12 protein-coding genes are annotated in these 13,173 nt (G+C 71.9%); 6 read left to right on the top strand and 6 right to left on the bottom strand.

Annotated elements, in window-relative coordinates; translation table 11 throughout:
* Positions 1–4: 4 nt before the first annotated feature.
* Both paaB and paaA read right to left on the bottom strand, forming a co-directional pair.
* The gene (gene paaB, locus ABZ919_RS02405; RefSeq protein ID WP_361241509.1) at positions 5–307 is read right to left on the bottom strand and encodes a 1,2-phenylacetyl-CoA epoxidase subunit PaaB; all 303 of its coding nucleotides are present in this window, start codon (positions 305–307) and stop codon (positions 5–7) included.
* Positions 304–1,287, bottom strand: coding sequence for a 1,2-phenylacetyl-CoA epoxidase subunit PaaA (gene paaA / locus ABZ919_RS02400; protein WP_361241506.1), 984 nt, complete (start codon positions 1,285–1,287; stop codon positions 304–306). Before paaA ends, paaB begins: the two co-directional genes overlap by 4 nt.
* A gap of 260 nt (positions 1,288–1,547) precedes the next feature.
* Between paaA and paaI the strand changes: the two genes are divergently transcribed.
* The 4 genes from paaI to fusA all read left to right on the top strand — a co-directional run bounded on the left by paaI (position 1,548) and on the right by fusA (position 6,785).
* Positions 1,548–1,991 (top strand): hydroxyphenylacetyl-CoA thioesterase PaaI, encoded by a 444-nt coding sequence (gene paaI / locus ABZ919_RS02395; protein ID WP_361241503.1) that lies wholly within the window; start codon positions 1,548–1,550, stop codon positions 1,989–1,991.
* Positions 1,988–3,334 (top strand): phenylacetate--CoA ligase PaaK, encoded by a 1,347-nt coding sequence (paaK, locus tag ABZ919_RS02390; RefSeq protein ID WP_361241500.1) that lies wholly within the window; start codon positions 1,988–1,990, stop codon positions 3,332–3,334. The genes paaI and paaK overlap by 4 nt, the downstream gene beginning before the upstream one ends.
* Before the next feature lie 79 nt (positions 3,335–3,413).
* Positions 3,414–4,202 carry a DNA-formamidopyrimidine glycosylase family protein gene (locus ABZ919_RS02385; RefSeq protein ID WP_361241497.1) on the top strand — a complete coding sequence of 263 codons (789 nt, stop codon included), beginning with the start codon at positions 3,414–3,416 and terminating at the stop codon, positions 4,200–4,202.
* A 525-nt stretch (positions 4,203–4,727) separates the two neighbouring features.
* A complete protein-coding gene (gene fusA / locus ABZ919_RS02380; protein ID WP_361241494.1) occupies positions 4,728–6,785 on the top strand; it encodes an elongation factor G in 2,058 nt (685 codons plus the stop codon).
* Here fusA and ABZ919_RS02375 read toward each other — a convergent pair.
* Both ABZ919_RS02375 and ABZ919_RS02370 read right to left on the bottom strand, forming a co-directional pair.
* Positions 6,749–6,970, bottom strand: a complete 222-nt coding sequence (locus ABZ919_RS02375; RefSeq protein WP_361241491.1) for a hypothetical protein — start codon at positions 6,968–6,970, stop codon at positions 6,749–6,751. The two genes, fusA and ABZ919_RS02375, sit on opposite strands and share 37 nt — an antisense overlap.
* 33 nt (positions 6,971–7,003) lie before the next feature.
* On the bottom strand, positions 7,004–7,786 hold the full coding sequence (locus ABZ919_RS02370) for an alpha/beta hydrolase (RefSeq protein ID WP_361241488.1): 783 nt from the start codon (positions 7,784–7,786) through the stop codon (positions 7,004–7,006).
* Here ABZ919_RS02370 and ABZ919_RS02365 point away from each other — a divergent pair.
* Entirely contained in the window at positions 7,779–7,976 is a 198-nt protein-coding gene (locus ABZ919_RS02365; protein WP_361241485.1) for a hypothetical protein, read from the top strand. The genes ABZ919_RS02370 and ABZ919_RS02365 overlap by 8 nt on opposite strands.
* Before the next feature lie 252 nt (positions 7,977–8,228).
* Here the strand turns inward: ABZ919_RS02365 and ABZ919_RS02360 are convergent, their stop codons facing one another.
* Positions 8,229–8,762 (bottom strand): hypothetical protein, encoded by a 534-nt coding sequence (locus ABZ919_RS02360; protein ID WP_361241482.1) that lies wholly within the window; start codon positions 8,760–8,762, stop codon positions 8,229–8,231.
* Positions 8,763–9,410: 648 nt separating this feature from the next.
* On the opposite strand from ABZ919_RS02360, the gene ABZ919_RS02355 reads away from it, so the two are divergent.
* Positions 9,411–11,567, top strand: coding sequence for an MMPL family transporter (locus ABZ919_RS02355; RefSeq protein ID WP_361241479.1), 2,157 nt, complete (start codon positions 9,411–9,413; stop codon positions 11,565–11,567).
* 285 nt (positions 11,568–11,852) lie between these two features.
* On the opposite strand, the gene ABZ919_RS02350 is transcribed toward ABZ919_RS02355, so the two are convergent.
* Complete coding sequence (locus tag ABZ919_RS02350; protein ID WP_361241476.1) at positions 11,853–13,142, bottom strand: ROK family protein; 1,290 nt, start codon at positions 13,140–13,142, stop codon at positions 11,853–11,855.
* Positions 13,143–13,173: the final 31 nt, after the last annotated feature.

Below are 13,173 nucleotides of genomic sequence, written 5' to 3'. Positions count from 1 at the left end.
GCTCCTAGATGTGGGGGACGTCGTCGGGGATGTCGTAGAAGGTGGGGTGCCGGTAGACCTTGTCGGCGCTGGGGTCGAAGAAGGGGTCCTTCTCGTCGCGGGTGGAGGCGGCGATGTGCTCGGAGCGCACCACCCAGATGCTCACCCCCTCGTTGCGCCGGGTGTACAGGTCGCGGGCGTGGGTGAGCGCCATGCGGTCGTCGGCGGCGTGCAGGGAGCCGACGTGGACGTGGTTGAGTCCGCGCTTGCCCCGCACGAAGACCTCGTACAGCGGCCAGCCGTCCCTCTTCGCCTGCGTGTCGCTCATGCCGCTGCTCCCTTCTCCGTACGGGCGGCCTGCTTGGCGGCGTGCGCGGCTGCCGCCTCCCGCACCCAGGCACCCTCCTCGTGCGCGGCCCGGCGCCGCGCGATGCGTTCGGTGTTGCACGGCCCGTCGCCGCTGATCACCCGCTTGAGTTCGGCCCAGTCGGGGGTGCCGAAGTCGTGCCGGCCGCGCTCCTCGTTCCAGCGCAGCTCGGGGTCGGGCAGGGTGACGCCGAGCTTCTCGGCCTGCGGCACCGTCATGTCGACGAACCGCTGGCGCAGCTCGTCGTTGCTGTGCCGCTTGATCTTCCAGGCCATGGACCGCGCCGAGTTGGGTGAGTCGTCGTCCGGCGGGCCGAACATCATCAGCGACGGCCACCACCAGCGGTTCACCGCGTCCTGCACCATCTCGCGCTGGGCGTCGGTGCCACGCATCATCGTCATCAGCAGCTCGTAGCCCTGCCGCTGGTGGAAGGACTCCTCCTTGCAGATGCGGACCATCGCGCGCGCGTACGGCCCGTAGGAGCTGCGGCACAGCGGCACCTGGTTGCAGATGGCCGCACCGTCCACGAACCAGCCGATGACGCCGACGTCCGCGAAGGTCGGGGTCGGGTAGTTGAAGATCGACGAGTACTTCTGGCGCCCCTCGATCAGCCGCTCGGTGAGGTCCGCACGGTCGGCGCCCAGCGTCTCGGCCGCCGAGTACAGGTACAACCCGTGGCCCGCCTCGTCCTGCACCTTGGCGAACAGGATCGCCTTGCGGCGCAGCGACGGCGCGCGGGTGATCCACTCGCCCTCCGGCTGCATGCCGATGATCTCCGAGTGCGCGTGCTGCGCCACCTGCCGGATCAGCGTCTTGCGGTAGCCGTCCGGCATCCAGTCCCGCGGCTCGATCCGCTGGTCGCGCGCGATCGTCTCGTCGAAGCGCTCCTGGAGTTCGGGCGGCGCGCCGTCCGTCGACGACCCGGCCTGCCGTGCAGTCATCCCTACCACCTATCCCAACCGACCGTTCGTTCGGTACATGATATGACGAGTTCCCGTCTTGCGGAAGTGCCCCTCGCGGGTGTGGCCCCCGCGGGTGTGGCCCCCGCCCGGACCGTGGTCACGGGTGAAGGGTCCGTTCCGTCCGGGTGCGAGCCACGGCCTCCGGGGGCACGGCTTCCAGGCTGTCCCTTGACAGGCGCGGATGCGGCTGAATTACTTGGCGTGCCGCATGCTAACCGAATGTTCGGTCGGGACGTAAGATGGTAGATACACCTAAAATGGCCGCAAACGGCGCACAAGATCCTGTCGCGGAGATGTTCACCGCGGACGAAGCCTCGCGGCGACTGGGAATCGAGCTCCTGGAACACAGCCGGGGCACCGCCGTGCTACGCATGACCGTGACCGAGGCCATGGTCAACGGCCACGGGATCGCCCACGGGGGTTACCTCTTCCTCTTCGCCGACACCGCCTTCGCCTGTGCCTGCAACAGCCACGGCCCGACGACGGTGGCGGCCGGAGCCGACATCGACTTCGTGGCCCCGGTGCACGAGGGCGACGTACTGACCGCCGCCGCCCGGGAACGGACCCGCTTCGGGCGCAGCGGCATCTACGACGTGACGGTGAAGCGCGGTGAGGAGGTGGTCGCGGAGTTCCGCGGCCGCAGCCGCATCCTCAGGGGCAGTTCATCCAAGGAGCCGAGATGAGCATCGAACGGAAGACGGCGTCGGTCGCCGGGGCCCGCCGGGCGCGGCCGTGCCCGGAACACCTGCGGGACGCCGCCGAGAAGCTGACGCGTGAGGAGCTGCTGGACCTGCAGCTGCGCCGGCTGAAGTCGACGCTGCGGCATGCCTACGACAATGTGGAGCTGTACCGGAAGAAGTTCGACGAGGCCGGCGTCCGGCCCGAGGACTGCGGCTCGCTCGCGGACCTCGCCCGCTTCCCCTTCACCACCAAGGCCGACCTGCGCGCCACCTACCCGTTCGGCATGTTCGCCGTCCCGATGTCCGAGGTCCGCCGCATCCACGCCTCCAGCGGTACGACGGGACGCCCCACCGTCGTCGGCTACACGGACAACGACCTCTCCACCTGGGCCGACCTGATGGCCCGCTCGATCCGCGCCGCCGGCGGACGCCCCGGCCACAAGGTCCACATCAGCTACGGGTACGGCCTGTTCACCGGAGGACTCGGGGCGCACTACGGCGCGGAGCGCGCCGGGTGCACCGTCATCCCCGCCTCCGGAGGCATGACGGCCCGCCAGGTGCAGATCATCCAGGACTTCCGTCCCGAGATCATCATGGTCACCCCGTCCTACATGCTCACCCTGCTCGACGAGTTCGAGCGCCAGGGTGTGGACCCTCGTTCCACCTCGCTGGAGATCGGCATCTTCGGAGCCGAGCCGTGGACCGAGGAGATGCGCCGCGAGATCGAGGAGCGCATGGACATCGACGCCGTCGACATCTACGGCCTCTCCGAGGTGATGGGCCCGGGCGTCGCCCAGGAGTGCGTGGAGACCAAGGACGGCCTGCAGGTGTGGGAGGACCACTTCTACCCGGAGATCGTCGACCCGCTCCTGGACGACGTCCTGCCCGACGGTGAGAGCGGCGAACTCGTCTTCACCTCCCTCACCAAGGAAGCGCTCCCGATCATCCGGTACCGCACCCGTGACCTGACGCGCTTCCTGCCCGGTACGGCACGCCCGTCCTTCCGCCGCATCGAGAAGATCACTGGGCGCAGCGACGACATGATCATCCTGCGCGGTGTGAACGTCTTCCCCAGCCAGATCGAGGAGGTCGTGGTCCGCACACAGGGTGTCGCCCCGCACTTCCAGATCCAGCTCAGCCGGCGGGGACGGATGGACCACATGACCGTCCTCGTGGAAGCCCGCCACGGCAGCGGACCCGAGCAGCGCGAGGCCGCCGCGCACGCGATCACCCGGGGCGTCAAGGACGGCGTCGGCGTGAGCGTGGAGGTGCGGATCGTGGACCCGGAGACGCTGGAACGCTCGCTGGGCAAGCTCCGCCGTGTGAAGGACCTCCGCAAGGGCTGACCTGCGCGCTGCCACCACGGGGCGGTGGCAGCGGGGCACCCTGTCGGCAGGGGGCAGCAGCCAGCCGAGGGGAGACACCGTGCCCGAGCTGCCCGATGTGGAGGGCTTCCGCAAGGTGCTCGCGTCCTGCGCGAAGGGCAGGGTCATCCGGCGTGTCGACGTGCGCGACACCGGCGTCCTGCGCGGCGTGAGCGCGGGACGGCTGCGCGAGGCGCTCGAGGGCCGGCGGTTCACCGAGCCGGAGCGGCACGGCAAGTGGCTGCTCGCCCGCACCGGCGGCCCCACGTTGCTGCTGCACTTCGGCATGACCGGCCGACTGCTCTGCGCCCGTCCCGCCGACGCGGTCGAGGCCCACGACCGCGTGCTGTTCACCCTGAGCGGCGACCGCCAGCTCCGCTACCGCGACCAGCGCAAGCTCCAGGGCCTGTGGCTGGCCGACGACGACTTCGGCGTTGCCCGGCTGCTGGACCGACAGGGTCCCGACGCGCTGTCGGTGCAACGCCAGGACTTCGAGGCCGCGCTCTCCTCCCGCCGCGGGCACATCAAGACCACGCTGACCGACCAGTCCGTCCTGGCCGGCCTCGGCAATCTGCTCGCCGACGAGATCCTGTGGCGTGCCCGGCTCGACCCCCGTGTCCGCGCCGGCGATCTGACGGAGGCCGAACGCCGCCGCCTGTACACGCAGATGCGCCGCACGCTGCGCAGCGCGGTCACCGCCGACTGCGTACCTCCGCGCGACACCTGGCTCACCGGTCACCGCGACGACCCCGACCCGGTCTGCCCCCGCTGCGGCACCCGGCTGCGCCGCTTCCGCCTGGCGGGCCGCGGCACGGTGTGGTGCCCGCGGTGCCAGCCGGACGAGCCCTGAGGCGTGGGGGACCCGACCGCTTCGGCGGTACGCGGAGCGCGGCCGCACCAGGGTGCGCGAGGGCACCCGGCCGAGCTGGAGGTCCGTTCCACGGTGCAGGGCAGACGGTGTCACGGCTGTGTACGCCTGGCCGGCCGGCGACTTCCGGGGCGCACCCCGATCTCCCGGACGCTCCTGAGGCTCCTCCTGCCGTACCGGAAAACCAGGTGACCCGGCCGTCTCCCTCTCGTACCGTCGTCCCGTACCGAGCGCCGCCCCGACCGTACGGCGGCGCCTGTCGTCCGACGCAGAGGGGAGCCCGGCCGTGCGCGCACGCACCGCTGTCGTCGCTCCCCCCTACCGCTACGACGTGATCCTCGTGTCCTCGTCCGGCCGGTGCCCGCTGCGCGGCCGGCACCGGACGCCCGTGACGCCCCGCTGACCTCCCTGCCGAACCGGCCCCGCGCCGTCGGCCGGGCGGCGCCCTGTACGGACGCACGGGTCATCGCGCTGCCCTTTTCCTGATCGCCAGAAAGGCCCTGGGCCGTGCGCACGAACACCAGTACCCTCGCCGCCGTCCGCAACCTCGGCATCCTCGCCCACGTCGACGCGGGCAAGACCACCGTCACCGAGCGGATCCTGTACGCGACGGGCACCACCCACAAGCGGGGCGAGGTGCACGAAGGCACCACCGTCACCGACTTCGACCCGCAGGAGCGCGACCGCGGCATCACCATCTTCGCCGCCGCCGTCAGCTGCTCCTGGGACGGCCACCGCGTCAACCTCATCGACACACCCGGCCACGTCGACTTCGCCGACGAGGTCGAGCGCTCGCTGCGCGTCCTCGACGGAGCGGTCGCCGTGTTCGACGCCGTCGCCGGTGTCGAGCCGCAGAGCGAGTCGGTGTGGCGGCAGGCCGACCGGCACCACGTGCCGAGAATCGCCTTCGTCAACAAGATGGACCGCGCGGGCGCCGACCTCGACCGGGCCGTCGACTCCATCCGGCGGCGGCTGCATCCCGTCCCGCTCGCGGTCCAGCTTCCCATCGGCGCGGAGGGCGGGTTCACGGGCGTGGTGGATCTCGTACGGATGCGCTCGCTGGTCTGGGCCGACGACGTGGGTACGGCCGTGGAGGGACCCGTGCCCGAGCCGCTGAGGCAGGAGACGCAACGGCGGCGCCGGGCGCTGGAGGAGACGGTGGCCGAACTGCACCTGACCGCCCTGGAGGAGTTCTGCGACCGGGGGACGCTGGGCGCCGACACCCTCGCGCGAGCGCTGCGCGACCTCACCCGCACCGGCGACGGCGTGGTCGTCCTGTGCGGCTCCGCGTACCGCAACCGCGGCATCGAGCCGCTGCTGGACGCGGTGGTGGCCTATCTGCCCTCGCCCCTGGACGTCCCCGCCGTACGCGGCGTCCACGGGAGCACCGGTCAGCAGCGGGCTGCCGACCCCCAAGTGCCGTTCGCGGCACTGGTGTTCAAGGTGAACGCGAGCACCACCGGGCGGCTGGCCTACGCGCGCGTGTACTCGGGCACGCTGGAGAAGGGGGACACCGTGTGGGACCCGGGCACCGGGCGCACCGAACGCGTGGCACGCATCCTGCGGGTCATGGCGGACCGGCACGAGCGCCTCGACCGGGCGGTCGCCGGAGACATCGTCGCGCTCGCCGGTGTGAAGTCGGCGCGGGCCGGCTCCACGCTGTGCGATCCCGGCGCTCCGCTGCTGCTGGAACCGCCCGTGGCCGCCGAGCCCGTCGTGTCCGTCGCCGTCGAGGCCCGGCGCGCCACGGACACCGGACGGCTGGCGACGGCGCTGGCGCGGCTGGCCGAGGAGGACCCCTCGCTGGTGGTGCGCACGGACACCGAGACCGGGCAGACCGTGCTGTCCGGCATGGGCGAACTCCACCTGGAGGTCGCGGTGGAGAAGATCCGCCGCGACGGGGGACCGGAGGTCACCGTCGGCCGGCCGCGGGTCGCCCACCGCGAGACGGTCGTCGAGGGAGTGACCGGATTCGACTTCCGGCACGTCAAACAGGACGGCGGAGCGGGTCAGTTCGCCCATGTCGTGCTCGACGTGGAACCGCTCGGCCCCGAAGTCGGCGCCGCCGGCTTCGAGTTCCGGTCCAGCGTGGTCGGTGGAGCGGTGCCGCAGGAGTACGTGCGCGCGGTCGAGGCCGGGTGCCGCGACGCCCTCGCCGAGGGCCCGCTGGACGGACACCCGGTGACCGGGCTGCGGGTCACGCTCACCGACGGCTCCACCCATGTGAAGGACTCCTCCGACACCGCCTTCCGCACCGCGGGCCGGCTCGGGCTCCGCGAGGCCCTGCGCGTCTGTGCGACGGCCCTGCTGGAACCGGTCGCCGAGGTCACGGTCACCGTGCCGGAGGACGCCGTCGGCTCGGTCCTCGGTGACCTGGCCGCCCGTCGCGGCCGGGTCGGCGGCTCCGCGAGCCACGGCGGCTCGGCCGTGCTGACCGCGACCGTGCCGCTCGCCGAACTGTTCGGCTACGCCACCCGGTTGCGCAGCCGTACCCAGGGCAGGGGCACCTTCACGACCCGACCCGCCGGTTACGCGCCGGCACCGCGACCGGTGCCGGTCCGGTAGCGACCGGGGGACCGCACCACCGCCGCCACGGTGGTGGTGCGGTCGCCGGGTGCTGGGGGACGCGTGGAGTGGGCGGTGCCGAGGCGCGCGCGTCGTGTCCGCTCGGACTCGTGGGTGCCTCCGATGTTGTGGCCGAGGAGGTGGTGCGCGAAGAGCGCGGCGAGGGGGAGGACCGCCGCGCTCACGGTCGCCGCGACCGTGGCGACCTCTCCGGCCGCTCAGCGGGGCACGGCGAGCTCGCGAACCGCGTCGGCGACGGCACGGTAGTCCTTGCGCAGGACGGCGGTGTGGTTGCTCGCGACCTTCGCGCTCACCCGGATGTTCGGGTTGCGGGCGAGCGCCGGGTCGAGGGTGGCGCGGCACCGTTCGAACTCCTCACGGTCGACTCCGAGGCTGGCCCCGGTGCAGACCACGTACCGGACCGGGAAGGTCGCGGTGTCGAGGACCGGGCCGAGGGTGCCGAGGAGCTCGTTGATCTCGATGTTGACCTCGGCGTGCTGCTCGGGGGTCATCCGTGCCGCCAGGCCCAGCGGGCGGGCGATGGGGAACGCCGGGCTCAGCCGGCGGAAGAGTTTACGGAGCCGTTCCCGGGCGGCGTCGTCGATCCAGTCGTACGGGTACGCACCGTCCACGGACACCACGCCGTGGACGCGATCCGGATTTCGGCCGGCCCACCGCACCCCCAGGGTCGCGCCGTAGGACCAGCCGACCAGAAGCGGCCGGTCCACACCCCTCGCCGTGAGGACGGCGTCGATGTCGCGGAGGCACGCCTCGAACGAGTAGTCCGCCGAGCAGTTCGATTTGCCGCGGGCGCGCTCGTCGTACGTGATGTGCCGGTAGCCGCCGCCGAGTTCGGTGATGACGCGGCGCCAGTGCGACTGGTCGGCGTACGAGCCGTTGAGGTAGACCACGGGACGGCCGGGCCCACGGGTGTCCCTCACGGCCAGTGCGGTGTCGTCGACCGGCACCATGCCGGTCCAGTCGGATCGCTTGGTGTTCATGGATTCCATTCCCTTTCTCCAGGGTCGGAAGTGGACAGGAGCGGTGGACGGTGGTGTGTCGGTGGACGTGATGCCGCGGTGGACGGTGATGCAGCGGTGGGTGGTGATGCAGCGGTGGGTGGTGATGTCGTCGGTGGGTGCGGTCGACGGAGAAGCCGCGGTGGAGAGTGATGTCGACGGTGGAGGCTGATGTCGCGGTGGATGGTGAGGTGCGGTGGGAGGTGCGGCCGCGCACCACGGCGGGTTCGTCGGCGTCACGGCGCCTGCGGTGATCTCGTCGGCGGACGTGTCTCAGAGGGGCGGGCGGGCCGGTCCGTTCGAGCCAGAAGGTCCGGACGGCACGTCGACGCACCCGGACCGGCATGGGTGTCTCCGCATCAAAGGCGGGGTGAGCCGTCCCCCGGAGGGCCGGGACGCGGTGTGCGGCCGGCGCGCCGCGCGGCTAGCGTTCCCGGGCGGCGCAGCGCTGCTTGGTCCGTCTCTCGCAACCGTGCAGCTCGGGACGCTGACCGCGATCGGACCGCTGCAAGGAAGTGGCGGCCGCTCTGACCAGCCAGGCGTTGACGGAGCGTCTCTCCTTGACCGCGACCTCCTCGATCGCGGCCTTGAGCTGCTCGGGCAGACGTACGTTGATCCGCGCGGTGGGGCCGTCCTCGGCTATCAGCACAGGGCCGTCCGGCACACCGTCGGCTGTCGCCGCGGCGAACTCGGCCGTGAGTACGGGTGGTTCGGCGGGCGGCGAGGCCAGAACGAAGTCCGGATCGCGTCCGCGCAGGCGCACTTCCACGGAAACCGGAGCAAGGCCCCGGGTGATCTCGTCGGCGGCCGCCGACAGCGCGTCCAGCAGGGTCATCCGGATCGCCGACTCGAGCGGCCCGGTCAGGCGCTCGGCCAGCACGCGTGCGTCCTCACCGCCGGCTTCGGCGAGCGTGACGAACTCACGCCTGAGGTGGCTCACATACAAGGCCAAGTCCATGGCGCCAGTATGGCGCATCTATGGCGCATGAGGCAAGTCGTGCTGGCCCGCGCGAGGGTGCTCCTTTGGCGCCACTTGGTGCACTCGAGTGGAAACGCCGCAGGCCACGGCGGCTGGCCGCGGTGTGCGGAGGGCCTGCTGTGCCGACCATGGCTGAGGGCGGGAGGGGCGCCATGTGGCGCCCACCGCCCACCGCCCATCGATGCGGCACGATCGCCGCGACCCCACCCCGTGTGACGCGAGCGGAGCCGTCCCGCCGGGGTGCCATCTGTACGACGGTGACGTCCCGCTTCCCCGACAGCCATCGTTTTTCGCTGTGTTCGGTGCGGTCCACCCGAAGTGGGGCATGCCCGCACCCGCGTTCGCGCGCCGAGCGGCGAGCCGCACCGTCCCGGTGAGGTGCACGAGGGTCGACGCGGGACCCAGCCACCGCGGCCTGGCCGGCGCTGCCCCCCTTGGCGTTTGCGGATTGGCGCCAAATGACATCCTCATGAGCCAATATGGCTTGCTCCTGCGCCACTCAACGTGCCACAGTGGCACCGTCAGTCAGTCAGCCCGCCGGTGCGTCCCCACGCATCGGCCGATCTCGCCGGCCCCCGGGTACCGCACCGAAGGGTGGCGATCGTTCCTGCCCGGAGGCAGACCGGAATGTTTCACCGCATCGGGCGCGCCGTCGTCCGCCACCCCGTATGGACGATCGTGGCGTGGATCGTCGCCGCGGTCGCCATCGCCGCCACGGCACCCAGCCTCCCGTCCAACAGCGACGAGAGCAGCTTCCTCCCCAAGAACTACGAGTCGATCCAAGCGACGGACCTTCAGCAGAGGGCGTTCCCCAGCGCCTTCACGCCGTCCGCGATCGTCGTGTACCAGCGCTCCGACGGCGGCAGGCTCACCCCCGCCGACCTGAAGGACGCGGCGCACATCACCACCGCACTCGCCGGGAAGAAGATCGACCAGGTCCAGCGGGTCATTCCCGGCGCGCCCTCGAAGGACGGCCGCTACACGCTGGGCCTGGTCCAGATGGACAGCAAGAACGCAGGCCAGCCGAAACAGTTGGACGCCGCGAAGACACTGCGCACGGACGCCAAAGCGCTCACCAAGGGCACGCACCTCGAGGCCAGGCTCGGCGGTACGGCGGCGCAGGCCCTCGACCAGCAGGACTCCTCCAACCGCGCCAACGCGCTGACGTTCGCCGGCACCTTCGCGATCATTCTGATCACCCTGCTGATCATCTTCCGCTCCCCGATCCTCGCGGTGCTGCCGCTGATCCTCCTGATCGCCATGGTGGCCTCCACGTCCAACGGGCTGATCGCCGATGCCACCAGGGTCTTCGGGCTGCAGGCGAACAGCTCGATCTCGTCGCTGCTCATCGTCGTGCTGCTCGGCGTCGGCACCGACTACTACCTGTTCCTGATGTTCCGCTACCGCGAGCGGCTGCGAGCCGGCGACCAGCCCAAGGAGGCCATGGTCAACGCGGTCGGCCGGGTCGGCGAGGCGATCGCCTCGGCGGCCGGCGCCGTCATGATCTCCTTCCTCGCGCTCGTCCTGTCGACGCTCGGCTTCCTCAAGCAGATGGGCCCGGCGCTCGCCATCACCGTCGCGGTGACGCTGCTCGCCGCGCTGACGCTCTTCCCGGCCATCTGCTCGCTGATCCCACCGCGTGCGCTCTTCTGGCCGTCGAAGGCGTGGCGCAAGGAACCGTCGAACGCGCGCTTCGCCGCGCTCGGCCGCGGAGTACGGCGCCGCCCGGCCCTGTTCGCCGGCGTCTCCGGCGTGGTCATGGTCGCGCTGGCGCTCGGCACGCTCGGCTTCAAGGCCAGCTTCGACCTGGCGTCCGGCTCGATGCCGAAGACCGAGGAGTCGATGGTCGTCCAGACCGAGATGCAGGACGCCTACTCGGCCGGTGCCGCCGAACCGACCTCCGTCTTCGTCACCTCAACCGGCGGCGGCCGGCTCGACGCCGCCGCGCTGCCCGCGTACGAGGCGAAGCTCCGCACGGTCCCCGGCGTCGCCGACGTCCGGCCCGCCGCGATCAGCACCAACGGCGCGACCGCCTACATCACCGTCACGCTGAAGTACGAGGCGGCCACCGATCAGGCCCTCAGCACGGTAGGCGAGGTCCGCGACATCGCGCACTCCGACGCACCGCCCGGCACCAAGGCACTCGTAGGCGGCATGTCGTCGATCTACAAGGACATCAACGCCGCGGTCGACCACGACTACCGAACGGTCTTCCCGGTCGCCGCACTGCTGATCATGGTCATCCTCGGCCTGCTGCTGCGCAGCGTCGTGGCGCCCTGGTACCTGATGGCGTCGGTGGGGCTCGGTTTCGGCGCCACGCTGGGCGGCACGGTGCTCATCTTCCAGAAGGGCGAGGGGCACTCGGGGCTGATGTTCATGCTCCCGGTGATCATGTACCTGTTCGTGGTCGCCATCGGCACCGACTACAACATCCTCATGATCGCCCGGCTCCGCGAGGAGGCACGCGAGGGTCGCGAGCCACGCGACGCCGCCAGCATGGCGGTGCGGCATGCCGGTCCGACCGTCGCCGCGGCCGGGTTCATCCTGGCGGCCACGTTCGCCACCCTGATGATGGCGGGCAACTCGCTGCTGACCGAGATGGGCTTCGCCGTCTCCTTCGGCATCGTCGTCGCGGCGTTCGTCATGGCGATGTTCTTCACCCCCAGCCTGACGGCCCTGATCGGACACGCCGCCTGGTGGCCCGGCCAACAGGACCGCGGGACGCCCGCCGCTCCGGGAGGCGTGGGCGCGGACGCCCGGCAGCTCGACCCGACGGCGAACTGACGGACCGCGCACCCCGACGGGAGCGGGGCAACGGGACCGTGTCGGGCGGACCGCGGCAAGTGGCCTGCCACAGGCCCTGCTGACCTGCCGTCGGCTGGTGAACGGAACCAGGCACGGTTCCCCGGACCACGGAGTTCCCGACACGCCGTGATCGGACTGGGAGCCGTGCCTGCGCGCGACGAAGTCCGCGGCGGCCGGTTCACGCCGGCCGTACGGGGACACACGAACGCCCTCGTCGTCGAGTCCCCACCCCTCCCCGACACCCTGGCCCCTCCCGCCCGTCCCTCACACCGACCGTCCCTCCACCACGGCCCGCCAGGCCGGTGCCGGTGACGTCCCGGGAGCCGGGCGGGGGCGGTGGCCGCCGGACGAGAAGAACGCGGCGAGGGGGAGGACCGCCGCGCCCACGGTCACCGCGTCCGGGCCGAGCCGGCCCAGCTCGATGCGGACCCGGCGCGCGGGATGGCGCAGCGCCCGGGTCAGGGCGTGGGCGCGGACCTCGTCCAGGAAGGCGCCGCCGAGCTGGAGACCGGCCCAGCCGCCGATCAGCACCCGCTCGGGCTGGAAGAGGTTGATCAGGTCGGACAGGCCGGCTCCGAGGTACTCGGCGGTCTCGGCGAGTACGTCCGCGGCCACCGGGTCCGCCTCCCGGCCACCGGACGGGCGGGCCGCGGCCAGCAGTTCGGTGAGCGCGCGCTCCTCACCGGCCCCGGCCGACGGCCGCCCGCCCGCCTCCCGCCAGCGCGCGACCAGCGCCGACGCCCCCGCGTACGCCTCCAGGCAGCCGAGCGCCCCGCACCGGCAACGTCGCCCCGCGACCCGCACCGTCAGATGCCCCCACTCCACCGCGCGCCCCAGCGCCGCTTCCTCGGAGACCACGCACGCGCCGACACCCGAACCGAACAGCACCACCACGGCGTTGCCGGCCCCGCGCCCCGCGCCGAACCACATCTCCGCCTGCCCCAGCGCCTTGGCACCGTTGTCGATGAAGTACGGCACGTGGGGCGGGAGGTGGCCCGAAGCGCGCAGCAACCGCTCCAGCGGTACGGCGTCCCAGCCGGTCGTCTGCCCGTGCACGACCGCGCCCCGCCGCCCGGCGTCCTCGACGATGCCCGGCACGCCGACGCCCACGCCGAGCAGCTCACCGGGCAAGAGGCCGGCCCGGCGGAGCACCTCCGCGATGCCGTCCGCGACATGGCCGACGACGACGTCGACGTCGTAGCCGTGCGACCCCAGCGGGCGTTCGGTGCGGGCGAGTTCGGCAAGGCCGAGGTCGAGCAGCTCCACCCGGACGCGGGGCTCGCCGACGTCCACCCCGATCAGCCGCCCGCTGTCCGGCCGTATCCGCAGCAGCCGGCGCGGCCGGCCGGCGTCCGCGCCGACGACGCCTGCCTCCTCCACCAGCCCATCGGCGAGCAGTCCGGACACGACGTTGCTGACGGAGCCCGAACTCAGCCCGGTCGCCGGGCCCAGGGCGTGCCGGCTCATCGGCCCGTCGACATACAACCGTTGCAGAACCGCGCCCCGGCTCTGCCGCCGCAGGTCACGTACCGTACGGCCGCCCAGCGCTGCCACCTGGCCTCCCAGTTTTTCAGGGAATGTCCTG

Origin of the sequence: Streptomyces sp. NPDC046759 (genome assembly GCF_040645475.1) — a bacterium.
GTDB lineage: Bacteria > Actinomycetota > Actinomycetes > Streptomycetales > Streptomycetaceae > Streptomyces.
The sequence above is the reverse complement of the archived record's forward strand: the minus strand, read 5'-3'. Positions and strand labels throughout refer to the sequence as shown.